General features: G+C 31.3%; 23 protein-coding genes and 1 tRNA gene. 13 read left to right on the top strand and 11 right to left on the bottom strand.

From position 1 onward, the window contains the following. Window positions 1-4: 4 nt before the first annotated feature. The 4 genes from FUA48_RS05880 to FUA48_RS05865 all read right to left on the bottom strand — a co-directional run bounded on the left by FUA48_RS05880 (window position 5) and on the right by FUA48_RS05865 (window position 1944). Window positions 5-364: a DUF4180 domain-containing protein gene (locus tag FUA48_RS05880; protein WP_147582681.1), complete on the bottom strand. Its 360-nt coding sequence runs from the start codon at window positions 362-364 to the stop codon at window positions 5-7. 465 nt (window positions 365-829) lie between these two features. Continuing rightward, window positions 830-1264 (bottom strand): lipocalin family protein, encoded by a 435-nt coding sequence (locus tag FUA48_RS05875; RefSeq protein ID WP_147582680.1) that lies wholly within the window; start codon window positions 1262-1264, stop codon window positions 830-832. A 19-nt stretch (window positions 1265-1283) separates the two neighbouring features. Then, entirely contained in the window at window positions 1284-1532 is a 249-nt protein-coding gene (locus FUA48_RS05870; protein WP_147582679.1) for a hypothetical protein, read from the bottom strand. A gap of 4 nt (window positions 1533-1536) precedes the next feature. Then, entirely contained in the window at window positions 1537-1944 is a 408-nt protein-coding gene (locus tag FUA48_RS05865; protein ID WP_147582678.1) for a hypothetical protein, read from the bottom strand. A gap of 71 nt (window positions 1945-2015) precedes the next feature. Here FUA48_RS05865 and FUA48_RS05860 point away from each other — a divergent pair, with 71 nt between their 5' ends. Beyond that, on the top strand, window positions 2016-2270 hold the full coding sequence (locus FUA48_RS05860; RefSeq protein ID WP_147582677.1) for a helix-turn-helix domain-containing protein: 255 nt from the start codon (window positions 2016-2018) through the stop codon (window positions 2268-2270). Between the two features lie 247 nt (window positions 2271-2517). Here FUA48_RS05860 and FUA48_RS05855 read toward each other — a convergent pair whose 3' ends face one another. Both FUA48_RS05855 and FUA48_RS05850 read right to left on the bottom strand, forming a co-directional pair. Continuing rightward, window positions 2518-2952, bottom strand: a complete 435-nt coding sequence (locus tag FUA48_RS05855; protein WP_147582676.1) for a JAB domain-containing protein — start codon at window positions 2950-2952, stop codon at window positions 2518-2520. Between the two features lie 77 nt (window positions 2953-3029). Next, window positions 3030-3413 (bottom strand): hypothetical protein, encoded by a 384-nt coding sequence (locus FUA48_RS05850; protein ID WP_147582675.1) that lies wholly within the window; start codon window positions 3411-3413, stop codon window positions 3030-3032. Window positions 3414-3996: 583 nt separating this feature from the next. Between FUA48_RS05850 and FUA48_RS05845 the strand changes: the two genes are divergently transcribed. The 9 genes from FUA48_RS05845 to FUA48_RS05805 are packed head-to-tail and all read left to right on the top strand — an operon-like array spanning window position 3997 to window position 12392. Then, window positions 3997-4926 (top strand): bacteriophage abortive infection AbiH family protein, encoded by a 930-nt coding sequence (locus FUA48_RS05845; RefSeq protein WP_147582674.1) that lies wholly within the window; start codon window positions 3997-3999, stop codon window positions 4924-4926. A gap of 2 nt (window positions 4927-4928) precedes the next feature. Then, on the top strand, window positions 4929-5777 hold the full coding sequence (locus tag FUA48_RS05840) for an SMODS-associated NUDIX domain-containing protein (RefSeq protein WP_147582673.1): 849 nt from the start codon (window positions 4929-4931) through the stop codon (window positions 5775-5777). 2 nt (window positions 5778-5779) lie between these two features. Then, the gene (locus FUA48_RS05835) at window positions 5780-6340 is read left to right on the top strand and encodes a 7-cyano-7-deazaguanine synthase (RefSeq protein ID WP_147582672.1); all 561 of its coding nucleotides are present in this window, start codon (window positions 5780-5782) and stop codon (window positions 6338-6340) included. Beyond that, on the top strand, window positions 6321-7352 hold the full coding sequence (locus FUA48_RS05830) for a hypothetical protein (protein WP_147582671.1): 1032 nt from the start codon (window positions 6321-6323) through the stop codon (window positions 7350-7352). Before FUA48_RS05835 ends, FUA48_RS05830 begins: the two co-directional genes overlap by 20 nt. A gap of 3 nt (window positions 7353-7355) precedes the next feature. Beyond that, window positions 7356-8291 carry a CBASS oligonucleotide cyclase gene (locus tag FUA48_RS05825; RefSeq protein WP_147582670.1) on the top strand — a complete coding sequence of 312 codons (936 nt, stop codon included), beginning with the start codon at window positions 7356-7358 and terminating at the stop codon, window positions 8289-8291. Between the two features lies 1 nt (window position 8292). Next, on the top strand, window positions 8293-8958 hold the full coding sequence (locus FUA48_RS05820) for a hypothetical protein (RefSeq protein ID WP_147582669.1): 666 nt from the start codon (window positions 8293-8295) through the stop codon (window positions 8956-8958). 28 nt (window positions 8959-8986) lie between these two features. Next, window positions 8987-10060 carry an ABC-three component system protein gene (locus FUA48_RS05815; protein WP_147582668.1) on the top strand — a complete coding sequence of 358 codons (1074 nt, stop codon included), beginning with the start codon at window positions 8987-8989 and terminating at the stop codon, window positions 10058-10060. Then, complete coding sequence (locus tag FUA48_RS05810) at window positions 10051-10560, top strand: ABC-three component system middle component 2 (RefSeq protein WP_147582667.1); 510 nt, start codon at window positions 10051-10053, stop codon at window positions 10558-10560. The genes FUA48_RS05815 and FUA48_RS05810 overlap by 10 nt, the downstream gene beginning before the upstream one ends. Further along, window positions 10557-12392 (top strand): hypothetical protein, encoded by a 1836-nt coding sequence (locus FUA48_RS05805; RefSeq protein WP_147582666.1) that lies wholly within the window; start codon window positions 10557-10559, stop codon window positions 12390-12392. The genes FUA48_RS05810 and FUA48_RS05805 overlap by 4 nt, the downstream gene beginning before the upstream one ends. Window positions 12393-12422: 30 nt before the next feature. Here FUA48_RS05805 and FUA48_RS05800 read toward each other — a convergent pair whose 3' ends face one another. Both FUA48_RS05800 and FUA48_RS05795 read right to left on the bottom strand, forming a co-directional pair. After that, window positions 12423-13496, bottom strand: coding sequence for a DUF3871 family protein (locus FUA48_RS05800; RefSeq protein WP_147582665.1), 1074 nt, complete (start codon window positions 13494-13496; stop codon window positions 12423-12425). Next, window positions 13477-14340 carry an AAA family ATPase gene (locus tag FUA48_RS05795; protein ID WP_147582664.1) on the bottom strand — a complete coding sequence of 288 codons (864 nt, stop codon included), beginning with the start codon at window positions 14338-14340 and terminating at the stop codon, window positions 13477-13479. Before FUA48_RS05795 ends, FUA48_RS05800 begins: the two co-directional genes overlap by 20 nt. A 261-nt stretch (window positions 14341-14601) precedes the next feature. Between FUA48_RS05795 and FUA48_RS05790 the strand changes: the two genes are divergently transcribed. The 3 genes from FUA48_RS05790 to FUA48_RS05780 all read left to right on the top strand — a co-directional run bounded on the left by FUA48_RS05790 (window position 14602) and on the right by FUA48_RS05780 (window position 17965). Beyond that, window positions 14602-15387: a DUF5131 family protein gene (locus FUA48_RS05790; RefSeq protein WP_147582663.1), complete on the top strand. Its 786-nt coding sequence runs from the start codon at window positions 14602-14604 to the stop codon at window positions 15385-15387. A gap of 93 nt (window positions 15388-15480) precedes the next feature. Further along, window positions 15481-16917, top strand: a complete 1437-nt coding sequence (locus FUA48_RS05785) for a hypothetical protein (protein ID WP_147582662.1) — start codon at window positions 15481-15483, stop codon at window positions 16915-16917. Window positions 16918-16984: 67 nt separating this feature from the next. Then, window positions 16985-17965 (top strand): HNH endonuclease, encoded by a 981-nt coding sequence (locus FUA48_RS05780; RefSeq protein ID WP_147582661.1) that lies wholly within the window; start codon window positions 16985-16987, stop codon window positions 17963-17965. Here the strand turns inward: FUA48_RS05780 and FUA48_RS05775 are convergent. The 3 genes from FUA48_RS05775 to FUA48_RS05765 form a co-directional block, all read right to left on the bottom strand. Continuing rightward, a complete protein-coding gene (locus FUA48_RS05775) occupies window positions 17955-19181 on the bottom strand; it encodes a site-specific integrase (RefSeq protein WP_147582660.1) in 1227 nt (408 codons plus the stop codon). The genes FUA48_RS05780 and FUA48_RS05775 overlap by 11 nt on opposite strands. Window positions 19182-19434: 253 nt before the next feature. Next, window positions 19435-19511, bottom strand: a tRNA-Asp gene (locus FUA48_RS05770). A 128-nt stretch (window positions 19512-19639) separates the two neighbouring features. Next, window positions 19640-20566 carry a DUF58 domain-containing protein gene (locus FUA48_RS05765; protein WP_129750749.1) on the bottom strand — a complete coding sequence of 309 codons (927 nt, stop codon included), beginning with the start codon at window positions 20564-20566 and terminating at the stop codon, window positions 19640-19642. Window positions 20567-20571: the final 5 nt, after the last annotated feature.

The following is a 20571-nucleotide window of genomic DNA, read 5'->3' as shown; positions in this document are numbered from 1 at the left end:
TTTATTATTTCTCAGACTTATTGAGGACTTCCGTTACAGATGCAACAAAATTGACTGTTGTCCCTTTATTACTTTCAAAAATAAAATCCTTTAAGCTTTTACTTTCATATTTGGTAAAGTCGCCCACAATAACAAGCTTCATCCTGTAATTAGAAAACTTTTGCAATATCTCTCCGGCAAGTCGGTTTTTCAAATCAAAAAAGGCGGGAGTAATATTCTCTTCATAAAGTATTGCCTTATCAAATCCCTGATAATACAGATTACCAACTAAGTCTATACCGTCTTCAGCAGTAGTTATAACAACACCAGGAGAAACTATCTCGGCTACGGTTAAATTATTTATATGATGTGTTTTTATTTTCATTGAGACAGGAGAATTGGAAAACCAAAGGTATTAAAATCAAAAAAGCCCTCCAATTTAATGGAAAGCCTTTCATTCGGTTTAACTACTAAACCAGCCCGTTAGGGCAAACAACACAACTAATCTTAAATGCTTTGAGGCGAAAAAAGCCCCGCAATTGCGAGGCTACTTCTCCTTTACTGGCGGTCTGGACGGGTCCTTACTATCCAAACTTATATCATTATAATTCAAAACCTTAGCTTTCCAAAAAAAATTTAGGACACATACAAGCATAAAAAACACTTAAATACCCTTCTCAGTTACTCCTCTTTTATGGGTTAAACATTATTAAAAAAATAAAAGACAGGGCAAATTGCTCAACCCCATCTTTTAACCACACCTTACCTTAGTAAGACTGTAAAAATAGACATTTAAAACTGAAGAATAGTTAATTTCTATCTGAAGAATAATCTATCAGTTTTATAACTATTAATTTGATTTCTCATACACTGTAAAACTGACATTATCACCTTGTTGAAATACCCTAATTTTGGTATCTGAAACAAATACTATACTATCAGTCATTACTAACTCAACATCTTCAGGGAATGTGCGAGTTAAAATTAATCCCTCCATATTCCAAATACCATTCTCTTCATCAAGAGAACAATCTCCCGGGTAGTAGTTCTTATAATTGACAGTTTTATCTGAACTGAAAGTATATGTGTTATAACAGTTTGTATTTATGGGACTAACTGTCTCATTATTTCCAACTACATCACCATAAGCTACTACTTCCCAACTTCCAATCATCTTTTCCTCATTGGAATTTAAAGTAGTGGAATTATTATCATCACTACTACAATTAAAACTTAGTAATGCTACTCCTATTAGCATTGTAAGGCGTGAAATTTTTCTCTTCATTATGAATATTTATTTTTAATTATTTATTTATTTTATCTTCCTTATAACCATCCTTTATCCACAATACTAATCTTACTACAGCCCAAAAAATAAAGAACCCAAAAAAACATATGAATAAAGAGGCCGATTCTAAAGTTTTATATTTTACCCATCCTTCAACATTAAACCATACTATAAAAGAGATAAATGGAATTAAAACACTTATAATTACTAAGAGTCTCAAATTTCCTTTACCCATCTGCTTTAATCTTTCAATAAATCTATCCATACCATTATTTCATTAATTTTTTAATAAAGAATAAAGCTCCAATCAAAGCACAAACTCCAAAACCTATATAACCCCAGTTTAAATACTTTTTCCTGTTATAAATTTTGGCTTCTCTTTGCATATCATCATATGACATTGAATTAGGATTCCAATTCATTTCCTGAGAAGCTTCTGTAAATTCTTTAGGGACTGAGGCTGCATTACCTACCCTATTGGATAAACCTGTTATATCTTTTAAGCTATCCTCAAGCTTCAAAGATTCTGGGTTATTTAAAAGTCTATCCAGTATCTCAGAATGTTTATTCTCATTTATAGCATTTCCTTTTACTTGTGATTGGGTATCAACATCTATTTTACTCTGGGTGAAAGCAATACTGTATGTCAGTATAAAAATTAAAGTAAGGTTTTTCATAATAACTGAAATTTTGATTCAACAACAAATATAGTGAGTTATCAATATTGATAACCCTTTATTTATCAAATATGACAACTTTTGAATTATATAGAATTCAGCAGTTGGACAAACAGGATTTTCAAAATAGAATAGGTAATAGGATAAGGCAACTTAGAGAAGCTCAAAAAATTTCTCAGGTTGAACTTGCCCACCTATGTAATTTTGAAAAATCTAATATGAATAGAATTGAAGCAGGTAATACCAGTACAAATACCTTCACACTTTATAAAATCTGCCTTGCACTGGGTATAAGTATGAAAGAATTTTTCTCTTTTGAAATATAACTTTTGGCTATTTATTAGTTCTTACTTTAAATACTTGAAAATCAATAGCACTATTTTCAATACATCTTAATAACATGGGGGCACACCATATTTATGCTAAAATCAATGTGCTTTTGGCTATATATATTATATCTTGAGAATTTGTCTATTTCTAAAAGAAGTACAAAAAACCCTATTTGACAACACATTTACGAATACACAAATAAAAACTACTACCATAATAGGGAAATAGTTATGGGGTGATTTATTATAATATATCATTATCACTAAAGCTATAATACCCTTCCTTTGAAATAATCAAATGGTCTAATAGAACTAAATCTAAAAGCTTACAAGCCTCTTTTAGTTTTGTGGTTAACTGCTTATCAACATCACTAGGTTCCAGATTACCACTTGGGTGATTATGTATCAATACAATCCCGGATGCACTACACTTCAAAGCAACAGCCAATATAATTCTTAGGTCTACCACTGTCCCAGATATACCACCCTTTGACATTTCATAAATCCCTAATACAATATTAGCCCTATTCAGCAAGACAACTTTTACTTCTTCCTGAAATTCTATAATATTTAAATCCCAATTACTAAGTACCAAATTATACACAGACTGGCTACTCGTAATTTTTATCTTTTCCATATTCTTACTGGAATAGGAAACTTTTATTTCAGCTACTTTCATAAAAAATAAAATCCGTCCAAAAATCCTGAGTATATACTATATATTCAGAAAAAGTGGACGGATTGAAAATATTAGATTTAAGTTTGTAATTCACTAAACTGTTCATTCATGGAAAATGCATTCACATTTGCATGAACATTTTCATAGCTTTGAGGAACTTTCTTTTCTTCCGGAAGGTAAACATATCTATGAGATAAAGTTATAATCTCTCCGGTCTCCCTAACAGTAAATTCATAAGGCTCACATTCAACTTTAGAAACTGAACCAGGCAATTCATTTCCTATAAGGCTTCTACAAGTATCCTCATCAAATGTAGAAGTTATATAAGCCTTTTTAGATGTAGCATAAAATTGACCTGAGACTTGGCTCAGTACCATCTCTATACCTCCTGATAGTTCCAGAGAAAAGAATTCTCTTCCATCCTCTGAGTGTCTTTTAATGTAGTTTACAATTCGTACCATTTTACTTAAAGTTTTTGAGTTAATAGATACATTATGGAATTAGCCAAGAGATAAGTTTCAACTATCACCTTGAACTTATGACTTAGTAATAAAACACATAATGACAGGTATAGTGCCTGCCTGAATAAGTGTGGGTATTTAGTGCGTGGAGGGTTGGTAGAAAATTAGGCATAAAACATATTAAGATTTATACCTTCAGCTACAACTTCAAAGGGAAATATTAATTATAACATAAGTTAAATGCTCTGCTAGCTGAGACAAAAAAATAGGATGTATAAATATTTCTTTTAAATAAAAAAACAATTGTCTAGTTAAATAGACTTACATTTTTAAATTCAAAAGTTTTTATACTCTGCCAAAAAAAAGTTCCTATATAAAAAAGGGTACGGGGGTGTTTCTTTTTTGGAAACTAAGGGGGGCTTGTTTTGTAAGGAGGTTTGCTCATGCATAATTTTTAAAAAAACTTTACGTGTTTTACACATATATAAATACGTATTTTAACGTATCCTCATTTTTTAAAAAAAACTTATTTTTATAAAAATTTTTAACTTATTTTTTAATACATTATAAAAATAATTTTAGTATGTACAAAAATCTATACATTATTGGCAATGGTTTTGATTTGCATCATCATATTAAATCATCATATACTGATTTTAAAGAATACCTTTGCGATAGTAATCCCCCTTTATTTGAGATAGCTCAAAATTATTTATTTACTGACGATAAAATGTGGAATAATTTTGAAAGCTCATTGGCTTTATTAAATACGGAGGAAATTGTAGATGATTGTAGCAACTATTTAAATGAACCTGGATCAGATAGTTGGAGAGATTCGGACAATCACGCTTATCAATATGAAGTTGAACAAATTATTAAATCTTTAACAATTACTTTAAAAGAGGAGTTTCTAAAATGGATCCTTAAAATTGAAATTGATGATGACGTTAACAACTACAAGATCAACATTGATAAAAGTTCAAAATTTTTAAATTTCAATTACACTCAGTTATTACAGAAAGCATACAACATCCCTGATACACAAATTAATCACATACACAATAAAGCTATTGATGAAGACTCTAATCTTATCTTAGGTCATGGTAGAAATCCAAATGAAATTGACTCCTTAAATAAAGACTTAACTGAAGAAAGTTTTGAATTCAGAGTACATGAAGGAAACCAAATACTCGACAAATATTTTAGTGAGAATTACAAGGATACGGCCACAGTACTTTATGAAAACCAAAAGTTCTTTCATGACCTAGATGAAATCACAAAGATATATGTATTCGGACATTCAATGTCAGATATTGATTTACCATATTTTCAAGAAATAGTAAAATATACTAACTCAGAAAATATAAATTGGGAGGTTAGCTATTATAAAGACCATGACGTAGAAGACCACAACCTTTTTTTAAACAATTTAGGAATAGATCATTCAAAAATTTTTCATTTCAAGCTTACAGATATTCAACTTAATTCAAACCAAATTCTTTTATTTGACTAATAATGAACAAAGGAATAATCGTTACATTAATTGTTATAACTAGTATATTAGCAATTATATACTTGACTATATTAAATAGTACGTCTATATGGAGCGCTCTTGCCATAGGACTTCTAATTAATATTGTCTCAGGGCCAATCTATTTTGCAATAGTTGAAGGATTATATAATCTGAAAAATTTTAAATTATTTTGGAAATCATATATTAAATATAGAAAAAGTGACGTTCGTTTTTCAATTTCATATATTTTTAGGATTCCCGTAAAAGATAAATACCTGTTAGTTAAAAATAGAAAATATAATTATTATCAACCTGTTGGGGGAGCATACAAAACATTGCCGGGTGTTGAAGTTGTCTTTAAAAAATTAGGTATTGTTACAGATAATAAATTTGAAACTTCTCATGGAATTGCAAAAAATGATTTAAGATTTAGAGTGAAAGGCAAACGCGTATTAGATGTAATTAAATGGTTCAACTCTAAAGAAAACAGAGAGATTTCTCAATGGAGGGAATTTTGTGAAGAGCTCTTAACCACAGACATTATACAAAACAAACATGCCTTCAGATACATTGATTATGAATATGTTACCACTTTAATAACACCAATGCAAAAGGCAAAAAAGTTAGATTGCCAAGAAATTTTAATATATGAAATATTTGACTTGGTCCCCAATAATGATCAAATAATAGAATTAGAAAGACTTCTCGAAATAGGTGACACTAATGAAATTAAATTTGCAGATTCTACATTAATAAGCAGACTAGGATTTGACGAAAGAAGTAAAGAAGTTATTTATGATATCGCACCACATACTAAATGGGCACATTTTGAAAAATATAGTGAAGAATAACTATGAAAGACTATGTGTTAATTTTAGCTAGTGGTGGAATTGATTCAACAGCATGTATACAATTTTATAAAAACTTAGATTTTAATATAGAGACTTTATTTATTGATTATGGGCAGGTATCAAAATATCAAGAACTAAAAGCAGTCAAACTAATCACAGATTTTTACAATATAAAATTAAGAGTTATAAAAATCAATATAACGAAAAAAGAAATTGGTGAAATTACAGGACGTAATGCATTTTTTATTTTCACGGCATTAATGAGTTTCTATAATGACAGAGGTTTAATTGCTTTAGGTATACATTATGGAACTTCTTATTACGATTGCTCAACAGATTTTGTAAACAACGTTCAAAAAATAATTGATAAATACTCAGGTGAAACTATTAAAATAAGTGCACCATTTATAAAGTTTAATAAAAAGGAAATATATGAGTATTGCAGTTTAGAGAAAGTCCCTATCCATTTATGCTATAGCTGCGAACTTGGTAAAAAACAACCCTGCGGACAATGTTTAACTTGTAAAGATTTAGAATTAATATATGCTAGCACGAACAAGTAGTCTTATACACCCTCTGGGAATTGAAATTGAAACCCCATTATTAGTTCCTTCGTTTTCTAGTAAAGGTTTTGGACTAAAAAAAATGAAAGGTAGGAAACATGATATTTCTGAAGCAGCAATACTTCTAAAATTTTCAAAAGAATTTTTAACCGAGAGTTTACTTGTAAGCGGTTATGATTTATATTATAAACATATTCCCTACAATGAAGAAAACTTTGTAACTGAAGTTATTTTTATTGATAGTGGAGGATATGAAACAGGTAATTCTTATGACTTGTCAGCTACAACTAAGTTCAACTATGATTTAAAGGCTTGGAATATTGATCAATTAAAACAAGTAATATCAAAATGGCCAGAGCATAAAGCTGGAATAATTGTTAGTTATGATAAAGGCAACCATAGAATCTCTCTAGAAGATCAAATTAATTGTGCAAAGGATTTATTCAAAGATTATCCTCTTATGATGACTGACTTTTTAATAAAACCTGAAACTATAACGCAAGAATATGTACAAATAGAGAATATTTTAAAAAACATTCATCATTTAGAGGGATTTAATTTCATAGGAGTCACAGAGAGAGAGCTTGGGAATTCAATTTTAAATAGAATGAAAAACATTAGTAAGATACGTATAGCCCTAGATGAAATAGGTAATAAGGCTCCAATACATGTTTTCGGTAGCTTAGACCCTATTACATCAATATTATATTTTTTAGCTGGAGCAGAAGTATTTGACGGATTAACTTGGCTAAAATACTCATATTATAATAATTCAGCAATTTATACTTCAAATTATGGAGTGATTGGAGGAGGTGGTTTAGGAATCGCTACGAGAGATGAAAGCTTAAAAACTCGTTCTATTAGTAGAAATACTTATTACTTAGAAATGCTAAAATATAGCATGAAAGCTTTTGTTAAAGACCATAACTTTAATATTTTTGACGATATTGGAGGAAAAGGTTTTGGGGAATTAATTGAAAAAAGTTACACTACATTTAAATCAAATCTATGAATTATGGGAGGATCTGGCGGTAGCTTTTATTTTGGGAGTGATTTTAATCCAGAAGATGTTAGCAAAAAAATTAGAGAAGAGGAGGAAAAAACAAAAAATGAATCCTTTGAAATTGAAGTTTCAGGACTTCTCAAAAACATTTTAGCGTCTGCAAATTCTCGTGATGCAGATTTAATTCAAAAACATTTAAGAACAGTAGAATCTGCAATTCATTTTGACTTGGACGGTCTAATAACTCTACGTTATGGAGGATCTATTTCAAAACATACATTTGTAGACGGATTAAGTGACGTAGATTCTTTAGCAATTATAAATAACTCCGAGTTAAACAATTCATCTCCTGAAGAGGTAAAGGATTTTTTCTATCAGAACTTACAAAGGAAACTTCCGAATTCAAAAATTGAAGTTGGAAATTTAGCCATAACAATTAAGTTTAATAGCGGGACAGAAGTTCAAATTATTCCTGCTCTAAAAACCCAAACAGGTATAAAGATTCCTTCATCAAGACAAAATAATGAATGGTCAAAGTTAATTAAGCCAGATGCATTTGCGAAATTACTTAGATATTCAAATAGCCAATTAAGTGGCAAATTGATTCCTGTAATTAAACTTGCAAAAACCTTAATAGCTAATTTCCCTGAAACTAGAAGATTATCCGGATATCATGTTGAGTGTTTAGCAATAGAAGTATTTAAATCTTATAATGGAACTCATAACCCAAAAGAAATGATTAAGCATTTTTTTTCCGAAGGTTCAAAAAATATTTTAAATCCTATAAAAGATAAAACTGGTCAATCTGTTCATGTTGATGACTATTTAAACGAAGCCAATAGTATTTCTAGAAAAATGGTTGCGGATTCTATGTCAAGTATTTCTAGAAAAATGAACAATGCTGATGGAAGTAGAGATATAAGATTGTGGGAACAAATACTAAAATAAAATGGAGTTTTCTGAACACATAGCACATGGATATTTCTTTCTAAAGAATTACATTATAAAACGCGGATTTGCTAACGAAATCGATTGGCAAGAAGAAATTCGTTTAGATAATCTTACAGCTAAGACCTTTTTGGAGGAGCTTTCTTGGGTAATATTATCAAGCGGGATGAATGAAAAGATTATCAATAAACTTTTCCCTCACCTTAAGCAAACTCTTTTTGGTTTTGAAATTTGTCAAATTGCTGAACAAAAAATATCTTGTTATAATAATTGCATCAAAATATTCAATCATCCAGGTAAAATTAATGCTATTCTTTATGCTGCAGAGCACCTTTCTATACATTCCTTCGATAGTGTTATGAAAAGACTTAAAACTGACGGAATTAACTATCTATTAGAATTCCCTTATCTTGGTAATGCAACAGCATATCATTTTGCTAAAAATATAGGAATCAATGTTGCTAAACCAGATAGACATTTGATTAGAATTGCTAATGCGCTTGGTTATGATAACCCACATCAACTATGTAGTGATATTTCAAATAGTATTGATGAAAAAGTTTCATTAATTGACTTAGTCTTATGGAGATATGCAACCATTGATAAATATTACTTAGAAAAAATACTTTGGTATAAAAGTAAACAAACAACAACCGATACAAACTGAATCCTTCATTGCAATGATTTAATTAATTATGATTACTAACTTACCTACTCCAAAAGGAATAAATACTTTAACAAATTCCGAAATCCTTTTAGGAACTCCCGTGCCTCCTCTAGATAAGTTAAAAATCGTAGATGAGGACACTTATGAAGATATGATATTAGAGTGGTTAACTTTTTTTGAAGGAAAATATGAGAAGCTTTTACGCTTCGGTGGAAGTGGAGATAAAGGTATTGATATTTTAGCATACACGAACTATGCAAAAGGCTCCTGTGAATATTACCAATGTAAACATTATAAAGTAGCTTTGACTCCTTCACACATATATTTAGAAGTTGGCAAATTAATCTATTATACATACACCAATCAATATAATATCCCAACAAAATATTTTTTTGTATCACCTCAAGGTATCGGGAGGGCTTTACATGATTTAATAATCAATCCATCAGACCTTAGAAATAACTTAAAAAAAGAATGGGATAAAAAATGTCGAAAAGAAATAACAAAAAAAGTAGATATAATACTTGATAAAAATTTAATCAAATACATAGATAGTTTTGATTTTACAATAATTGATCATATTGAACCTATTAAGTTTATTGAGCAATATAAACATACCTCATACTATTCTTATAGATTTGGAGGAGGATTACAAAAGCCAAGGAAGCCTATATCCACGCCAAACAATATTAATAAGCATGAAATCCCTTATGTTAAAAATATCTTTGACGCATATACTTCAAAATTAAAGAGAGCTATATCATCAGAACAAGATTTTGAAAATGAAATTAGAATAAAAAATCATTTTCTTCGGCAAAGAAATAATTTTTACCATGCAGAATCATTGGAACAATTTAGCAGAGATAATTTACCCCTTGGAAATACCGCATTTTCTGACCTTAAAAATGAAATTCACGAACAAATTATTGAAGTTTGTGAGTCTGATAAATACAATGATGGTGTAGAGAAAATGGATGAGGCAATAATTATGGCAAAAAATGGTAATTACAATAGTAATCCTCTGTCAGGAGAATTAAAATCTCAAGACAAATCGGGAATATGCCATCACTTATCAAATGAAAATAGAGTAAAATGGACATAAAAAACATCTTTCGCGAGACAAATACAGTTTTTAATTCTCCATTAGAATTTGCTTTGAGATGTCTTTGTATACTTGACAACTCGAAAACTCAAGGAATTGATTTAGAACGTCTAGTATATTATGATTATTTAATTTTAAACACGGGAGATTTTACTGATTTACCAAGCATCCATACTCCTCTTCCTTTTAGAGGAGCACAAGTATTTGTTAAAAGAGAATTTATTAAAGAAGGGTTAAAAATTCTAATTTCTAAACAACTAATAGAACTTAAATTTGAAGAACAAGGAATTAGATATTACAAAACCCACTTAACAAACCCATTCTTACAGTTTATTAACTGTGATTATTATTTTAAATTAAAGGAAAGAATTGAATTAGTAAGCAACTATTTTAAAAACTATACTGACGAACAATTAACCAATTATATTAATGAAAATTTAGAAAAATGGGGGGGAGAGTTTGTAAAAGAATCCCTTTTTAGAAATACCTCAATATCATGACATACGGTTTTTATATAAGTTTATTGAGCATCACAGGAGATAGTTTAGAGCCAGCTATATTATCATTTACCTCAGGCTTTAATTTAATATCAGGAGGATCTGACACTGGCAAATCTTTTGCTTTTTCCTGTTTGGATTATATGTTAGGTAAAATAGAAGCTCCTGACGGAATACCTGAAAGTGTTGGTTATAATAATATATATTTAGAAATTAAAACTTATTCGGGGAAAACCTTTACTTTACTAAGAAATATAAATGGAGGGGATTTTGTAGTTAAAGAAAGTTCATATAAAGATTTCTTTTCATCAAAAGCAACTATAAAAAATTATAGTGTACATAGCCAGTCTAACACCTCAATATCTGATTTCTTTCTATCTCTTTCAGGAATTGATCCTGATATTCAAATTAAAAGCACACAACAAAACAAAAAAAAGAGATTCACTTTTACAACTCTCCGAAATTTAACTTTTATAGATGAAACCACAATAACAATAAAAACCTCTCCAATATATGGCAACCAAGGTTATCTTGATTATACATATTATAAAAATTCTTTATCTTTTTTATTAACAGGTAAAAATGCCAATGATCTTATTAATTTTGAAGATGCAAAAAACAAAAAATCTTGGAACAATGGGAGACTTGATTTTGTAAATAGTCAAATCATACATTTTAATGATAATTTACAGAATCTTATTTCCGAAAAACTATCACTCAAAACAGCTAAAGAAGAACCTATTGACACATTATTTGACCGACTTGAAAAACTCAATACGACACTTCAAAATTACGTTAGTGAAAGAACAGATATACTTAATAAAGTAGAAGAAAAAAATTCTCTCGTAATCTATAAAACTGAATTGTTAAAACGTCTAAGTTTATTGCTAGAACATTATTTAAGTGATCAATATAGATTAGATTTTATTCTTAATGGAGATCAACTATTAAATCAACTTAATAGTGTTGACTGTCCAATTTGCGATAGTACTTTAGGAGAAGAAAAAGCTAATTATTTATCCCATAACATGGGTAACTCTATCAAAGTTGAGAAAGAAAAAATATCCTTAAAAATTAAGGATTTAGAAACAACTATAGTTGACAATCAAGAAGAATTAGGTTCACTGTCTACTGAGTTAGACCACCTAAAAGCAAAATCAGAGAAAGTTGACAGGCTAATTAAAGAGATACTAACTCCCAGCTTAGACAATTTAAAGGCTAGTATAGAAACATTTAATAGACTTGAAAAGCTTAATGCTCAAATAGAAATATACTCTAATGAATTAAATTATTATAACAAAGAACAAACGGGTCTTCAAGATACCTCTGAAAACCCATTAAGTTCTTCTACAACCAATGACGGTTTTGGAATAAAAGAGTTAACAAAAATAATCGAGAAAATATTAAGAAAATGGGATTACCAAGATAATACACATATAGATTTTAATTCTGACCACAAAGTATATGATATCGTTATTGGAGGAAAGCCTAGAGGTAGCTATGGCAAAGGAATGAGATCAATATCTTATACAGCATTTATACTTTCTATACTAAAATATTGCCTAAAAGAATCACGTCCCTTTTCCAATTTATTAGTTTTTGATTCACCATTAACTACTTATCACAGGGGAGGTGAATTAATCAACAAGAAAGATGAAGAAATAAGCCAAGATATACAAAATTCTTTCTTTAAAGATTTTTCAAAACTTGGAAATGATTGCCAAGTAATAATGTTTGACAATAAAACCCCAAACATAAAGCTTATTGAAAAAATTAATTTTATATATTTTACAAAGGATAAAAATAAAGGGAGATATGGACTCTTCCCCACTTAAAAGATAATGGGCTGTTTAAACAGCCCATTACTAACTCAAAAACCAAGCATAGTCAGAATTACTACCACTTAGTGCTTTTACAATGCCCTGATTAAAATCAAAGGCATTTACATTCCTTTCGAGGAAAGTATCTATGTAACTGGATTTATTAGCCTGTGTAAACAGGTTATATACTTTCCATAAGTCTATATTTCCTACATCATCCCTACAGAAACTCTCATCCTGATAGTAATCCTTAGCTATAGTGCTAAACTGTCCATCATTAAAATCCAGTTGTGGAATTTCAGATTTGAATTTCTTAGGAAGATGTTGGTATAACCTTGCCTTACCTACTAATTGAGCAAATTGATGTTCCGAAAGTGAATAATTGGTAAACTTTTGCATTTGATTCAAATGTAGCTCAGCTCTATAATTGTGTAAAACTTCTAGAGCTTTACTCTCTAAATCCCTTACATGCATCACTCTCATTCCTTCAAGGAATCCATCTGTAGAAACACATAAGTTACAGCATACCTGGTTCTGAAACCCAACAAAGAACTTAAACTTCTCTGCTGACTTCCTACTATATAAATTCTCCTGATTGTATGCTCTCACACCACCTATAGTAAGTTGTAACTCATTCCCTCCTACTTTCTCTATTATGGTAGTAGATTTCATTATAAAAGCCATCCTTTCATAATAGATAGTTTTTTCATTATCCAATAGCTCTTTTACTGGCTTATGTATAGCCTCGGGAGTCCTTCCTTTAATCTGGTGGCTTACTCTAATCTCCGGTGTTTGAAATTTAGCATCAGGAAAGGCTTTATATGCCGCTTCTTGTACAGCTTCTATAAATTCCTGATGAGCTATGGTCTTCTCATTATCTTTAGAAAATACTGGAATAATACAATCATCACTTAAATGCAGCAATTCTACCTGATTGGTGTTAGCCTCAATAAAAGGCTTCCTTACAGGTGTGGGAATGACAGATTTTGTTAGTGAAGTTGTAGCTGAAGCAATAGGAGTATTACCAATATTAGGAGAATTATCTACTATTATTTGTCTTAAACCTGAAACAGGTTTTAACTGCATATTATATGCTCCATTAATGTTGGAAACTTCCATTTGAATTAAAATTTTGTGTAGTTAATAAATGTTGATTTGTAGTTATAGTATCTTTCTGTTGTTTGAAATCATATTCAAGCAACTCTCTCCAGGCACTATATTGAGTATATAAAACTTTAAGCCCTTCAAGGGATTTACAGTCTTTTATTTTCTTTCTGGCATCCTGTACATTAGTACCACTATCACACCAGCCACGAATTTTGGCTCCTGTAGCACTATTAATAATAAACTCAGGCTTATCCATAAATAAGCCTGTTCTGTCCTTACTGGCTAAAGAGAAGTGCTTTATATCCAATTCAAATACTAAGGTGAATTCGTAATCCAATCCATCTCTCTGCACTGCTTTTAAACCTACTTTCTCTGGAGTGTATTTACCATCCTTTTGGTTTAACACATAATCCTGTTTAGTCCGCATTGTAGCTATAATATGTGTTTCTGACTGAAGTAGCTTATCTACAAAAGCCTTTTGCCTGGGAGTAATCTTGCTCCAGTTAGCAAAGGAGTTACCTGTCAGATTAGAATGAAAGTCCAGTAAGTAGTCCCAACAATGAGAAATACTATCAATAATAATAACTTCCATATTAGCCCTTTGACAAACTTCAATAGCTTGGATGTAACTTTCCGGAGTAAATGGAGGTGTGAGTGTGAGTACATTGTATTGTCCTAAGTGAGCATATAAATCTGCACTTCCATTTTCAGTATCTATAATGGCTACTTTAGTTAAGTCTCCATTTGTCAGTCCTTGTGCGAGTAATAATGAAGAGTATGTCTTCCCACTGCCTGCACTGCCTTGTAAGGCCATTTTTATCTTAGCCTTTTTCCTTTCGGATTGTCTTAGTTGCATAAAGTTTAGTATTTAAAATGATTAATTTATTTCTGAATTGTGTTGCATAACTAAAAAATAGAATCTATTTTTGCGGTTCAAATCCCTTAATAGGGTTACTTCGAATAAAATTTAGAGTGCTGTTCTTGCCTCCAATTTTCCAGAATACTTAGTTTTATTGTTTCTGTAGAATAAAATAAAATCAATGGTTTTGATTTTATTCTTCTGCGTGTGTAGTGTTTTCTCGTACGCAATCATTTTTTAATCCTAAAATTTAAATTTATGATTGCAACAACTATCAAAATTGATGGGTTCAACAAAACCCATATTAACTGGACTGACCTAACTTGGAATCCATGGACCGGCTGTTCTAAAGTATCCGCAGGGTGTAAGTTTTGTTATATTGATAACATTGAAATTCAACAGGGTAAAGATCCAAAAGTTGTAAAGAGAACTTCTAAATTAACTTTTGAAAAACCTTTGAAAGTTTCTACCCCCTCAATTATTTTCACCTGTTCAATGAGTGATTTCTTCCACCATGATGCAGATGAATGGAGAAAAGAAGCTTGGGAAATTATAAGAAAAACTCCCCATCATAGGTACCAAATTCTAACCAAGAGACCTGAAAGAATAAAAGAATGCCTCCCAAATGACTGGTGCCAAGCCAATTATAAACACGTTTGGTTAGGAACCAGTGTAGAAAACAACGAAACTAATGTGATTGACAGGATTAGAATTTTAAGGGAAGTACCTTGTGAGGTCAGATTCATATCTTTTGAACCTCTTTTGGATGATATCAAATTAGAAAGAAGCCAACTTGAAGGAATCCACTGGGGAATAATTGGTGGAGAATCAGGAAGATACAAGAATGGAACAATCCCCTTATTTAGAGAAGCTGACCCGCAATGGTTTAGAAACCTAAGAGATATTTTGAAAGAAGCAGGTGTATTAGTTTGGTTTAAACAGGCTGGAACCTATATAGCTCATAAATATAAAATGAAGGGCAAAGGTGACCAATTAAACCAAATTCCCTCAGACCTTAGATTAAGGGAAAGACCTGATTTTTAATACCTAGACTGGGTATAATTATTTATTCGCAGGAACTATTATAATAGTGAGGCCTAACCTTAAAAGGGTTAGCCCTCCCTTCGGGGAGGGGATATGAATATCATATCAACAGTGAGACCTGTTTCAAATTCTCACTATAATCAGTCCAGTAGCCCAAGTTTAGAAACAGAACTTGTAAGTACAGATGGCTACAAAATAATTAGTTCTTTGACATTGTATGTTCCTGAGAGGATTGATATTGATAGAATCTTAGCAGGACAACCTCCAGATTTCAGCTATCATAGGGATTACTTTCTTTATATATTACACCTTATTACTTCTATACCTTCAAGAAAAAGAGATTTAATTGAAAAAAATGATGGTTTTACTCCTATTAATAGAAAGTTTTTACAAAAAAGACTTCATGGCTATAGAAGATATATTGAGTATTTAAAAGAGGTAGGTTTAGTTCAGGAAAGGAGTTATTATAAGCCTTCCGAAACATCCAGAGGGTTAAAATTTACTCCACGATACAATTCAGTAGTAAAACCTGTGACAATCACAAAGTGGACCTTAATTAAAAGTATTATTTATCTCCATAAAACTTATAATACAGAAATCACAGAAGAGCTATCTTACCTGAGAAATTACTTCAATGATGACATTGAAGTAGACTATGAAAATGGTGTAGCATATTTAAACCAACTATATGCCGAGGAGGTTACAAACTCAGAAGTTACAAATGAGCTATTAAGATATAACAGTAGATTATTGCCTCTGACAAGACTAAAAGACAAAAATTACAGCTTTCATGCTGATAATAAAGGCTATAGACTTCACACCAATATTACTCAGATGATGTCCGGATTAAGGAGATTTATTACTTATCAGGGTAAAAAACTTTGTGCCATTGATATAAAAAACTCCCAACTCTATCTGGCAATAACCTTATTAGATGATGAACTATTCACATCAAATAATATCTCATCTAAACTTATAAATCCTATTCTACTCACCAATCCTCTTTTCCCTAATATGGTAGTAGATTTTATAAGAAATATAAAAACCGAACCTGATGTTTTATTATTTAAGGAATGGGTCTCAAGTGGATTTTTCTACGAAAGGTTTGGTGAAAAACTCTTTGAAAGAGGTATTTTAGAAAATCTTCCAGAACAAGAGTCAAGGGAAGCAGCTAAAAAAATTACCTTTTCCTCTATTTACAGCCCTAACAATTTACTTTCTAATAATGAGGCTATGCAATTATTCAAAGTCATTTTCCCTAATGTTTTTGAGGTTTTTAAATTAATCAAAAGAGGTCACAAAAATCATCCAACCCTTTCTGTATGCCTCCAAAGATTAGAAGCTGAATTGGTATTACACAAAGCCTGTAAAACTATATTTGAAGAAAGACCTGATGTTTTCATGGTAACACTTCATGACTCTATAATAACTACTGAAGACAATGTAGAATACGTCCAATCTGTACTATACAATATCCTTAGAACTAATATTGGGGTTCCTCCCAATTTAAAAATTGAGAGATGGGAGTAATCCCATCTCTTTTTATATTTTTACTACCATAATAGAGAAAGGTAATAAGTAAGGAATAATTATTAGAATGTTTAATAAGGCATTAGATACACATATCCAATATTTCTTAAAATTAAATAGAGGGTTTAGTAAAGGTTTAGGATATGCTCCTCATAAACCAATACTTTTATTATCTGTAATTAACCTCATTGAAAAAGGGTTAATCTCCTCCAATAGAATATTTATTACCCCTGAATTAGTATTAACTTTTAAAGAAATTTGGAAAAAATTAGTTGACACGCCACATACTGAAAACTTTGCCCTCCCTTTCTTTCATCTGAGAAGTGAGCCTTTTTGGAATCTTGTTACATATAATGGCTTGGATAATTTATTGACAAGTTCCAAGAGTATTAAAAGTTTTAAAACTCTTAAAGACAATATAGCTTTCGCTGAAATTGACAAAGAACTATTTACTCTAATTTCAGATAGTTTAAATTCTACAATATTTATTCAAGCACTTCTTGATAATTACTTTCCTGCTACTAAAGAATATTATTTTCTTTCTGAGCATAACAGTACTCAACAACAAATTGAAATTCAGATTCTCAATGACCCTAAGGAACAATACCAAAGTCATATAAAAGAATTAAAAAATAAACTCGACACAGAAGAGTTTGAGGAAGAGATATTTGTGAGAGGTGGCTTGTTTAAAAGAATGATTCCAAAGATTTACAATAACACCTGCTGTATATCAGGGATGAAAATTGAAACATCCAAAAACATACAAATGATTGATGCATGCCACATCATCCCTTTTAGTAGTTCTCTTGATGATACAATACCAAATGGAATATCTCTGTCCCCAAATCTTCATAGAGCTTTTGACAGAGGTTTACTTACAATAAATAAAGACTATATAGTACGTATATCCCCCGAAGTAAAAGAATCTGACTCTGTTTATTCTATTTCACAATTTGATGGGTTTAGAATTTCACTTCCTGAAGAACCTAAATGGTATCCCTCAATAGAATCTTTAACTTGGCACAATCAAAAGATATTTATTCTTTAGAACTTAATCTTTTCGTAAGGTTTTGCATATGTTCACTTACTTTCTTCTGTACAACCTTACCATAGTGCTCCTGAGTAATACTCATTTTAGAATGACCTAGTAATTCAGACACAATTTCCATAGGAACATCATTATATAGTAACACAGTTGTAGCAAAGGTTTTTCTTGCCAAGTGATGAGTTAGATTTTTAGTAATCCCAACTACAGCAGCTATCTCTTTGAGATAAGAGTTAAATTTCTGATTTGAAATACTTGGCAACAACCAATTTATATCACTTTCTTTTGTCTGAGATAACTTATCAAGTAATTTGAGGGCATTAGGTAAAAGAGGTATTGATATTTCCTTGTTGGTTTTTTCCCTTTTCATGCTTATCCATTTATTCCCATCAAATCCTGAAATAATATTTTGCTGTCTGAGGTTTGACATCTCTTTAAATGCAAGTCCAGTATAACAACAAAATACGAACATATCCCTAACCTGTTCTAATCTTGACTGAGCAAAATCATATTCTTCTAAATCTCTGAGTTCTTTATTAGTCAGATAAACCAATTCCTTTTTAGGTCTGAGAGATTTATACAGCATGAAAGGATCTTTACTCAAATAGTCATTACCCACTGCATACCTGACCACTTTCCTAAACCTCTGTATAGCCTTATAAATTGTTCCTGTTTGAAAGTTCTTCTCTGTCTTAAGGAAATACTCATAGTCAGTCACAAAATTGGATTTAAGAGCATTTAATTTGACATCCTTAGTTTTCATGTTCCAGTAGATAAAATCTACAAGATGCACTTTGGATTCTTTGTATTTGTTATAGGTAACAAGTTTAATCTCCTTATCAATCAGTTTATGGATTCTCTTTAGATACTCATCATAGACTTCAATTAATCCCATATCTTTTCTGAGGGATTTCCCTAAGTATTGATTGTAAAGGTCATTTACATCAAAGTCAGGATTATTAACCTGTAGAAATAAAAAAGCCTGATTAATTTTTGTCTTAATCAGGCTCAGTTGAGTATTTATAAATTCAAAATCTTCACAAGGAGGTTTAGCCTCCTGCATTTTACTATCCCAATAGGATGCTTCTATAAAATGTCCTGTTGAAAATTCTCTCTTCTCTTTTTTATAGGTAAGCCTACATCTAATAGGACACTTCCCTTTTTTATTCACTTTTGTTTTCTGCAATGCAAGCATCACAAATAGCTTGTTAATGTTCATAACAATACGCTTTAAAAAAGTGGGGCACTCGAGATTTTTTTTGGGGCACTTAAAAGGACACCTTTTTCCGGATTATGAAGTAATACAAGTTGTGTTACAAGAAGTCTATAAATCAAAAAAGCCCTCCAATTTAATGGAAAGCCTTTCATTCGGTTTAACTACTAAACCAGCCCGTTAGGGCAAACAACACAACTAATCTTAAATGCTTTGAGGCGAAAAAAGCCCCGCTATTGCGAGGCTACTTCTCCTTTACTGGCGGTCTGGACGGGACTCGAACCCGCGACCCCATGCGTGACAGGCATGTATTCTAACCAACTGAACTACCAAACCAGCGTTTCTAATAAAACTAACACCTTTTGAGTGTCGTTGTTTGTTTCATTATTACGGGTGCAAATATACGGCGCTTTTTGACATTTGCAAGCATTTACAAAGAAATTTTTCAAAAAAAAATTTTGTTTTTAGCCAAACTTTTGTTTTTCAACTAAGTATGTAAGTAAAATTTTTTCAAATTTTTCGTCTACCGAAACCGGCACATACTTTATACGGTACTGCATGCAGGTATCCTCTATTTTTTTAAAGTAATCCTTAACCAGTTTTTCGTATTCGTCTTTTATATTTTCGGCAAAAAGGTTAACCTGTTCTCCTGTTTCCAAGTCAACAAACTTGCGTGGCGTATTGTCAAAATCAAAGCTGAACTCCGTTTTCTTATCAATTACATGAAAAAGCACTACTTTGTGCTTATTATGCTTTAAATGCTGCAAGGCATTAAACAAATCCTCATTATCCTCTCCCTGAAACATATCTGTAAAAAGGATAATCATAGACCGCCTATGCATCTTTTGTGCTATCTGGTGCAAATAAGTAATCGTATCGGTACTTTTAGACTCTCTTGGCTTCTCTAAAACCTCTTCCAGCTTATTTATAAGCATCCTGTGATGACGCCCGCTTCCCTTTTCGGGAGCATAAAACTCATAATTATCAGAATACACACTTAACCCTACCGCATCGCGCTGTCTTTTTAGCAAATCCATTAATACGGCTGAAGCCAGAACCGAGAAACCTATTTTATTTTCATAAAAGGGCTGCCCGTCTTTTAATCGCGGATAATGCATCGACGATGAGTTATCCAGTATGATATGACACCTCAGGTTCGTTTCCTCTTCATAACGCTTGGTATAAAGCCTGTCGGTCTTTGCAAACAGCTTCCAGTCAATATGACGGGTGCTCTCTCCGGGGTTATAAACCTTATGTTCGGCAAACTCGGAAGAGAACCCGTGAAACGGACTCTTATGCATACCGGATATAAAACCTTCTACTATTTGATTAGCCAAAAGTTCCAGATGCCCAAATGAGGATATTTTTTCTAATTGTGATTCTAGCTTCATACCTC

The organism is Flavobacterium alkalisoli (assembly GCF_008000935.1).
GTDB lineage: Bacteria > Bacteroidota > Bacteroidia > Flavobacteriales > Flavobacteriaceae > Flavobacterium > Flavobacterium alkalisoli.
Note: the sequence above shows the minus strand (reverse complement) of the source record. Positions and strands in the feature narration are given on the sequence as shown.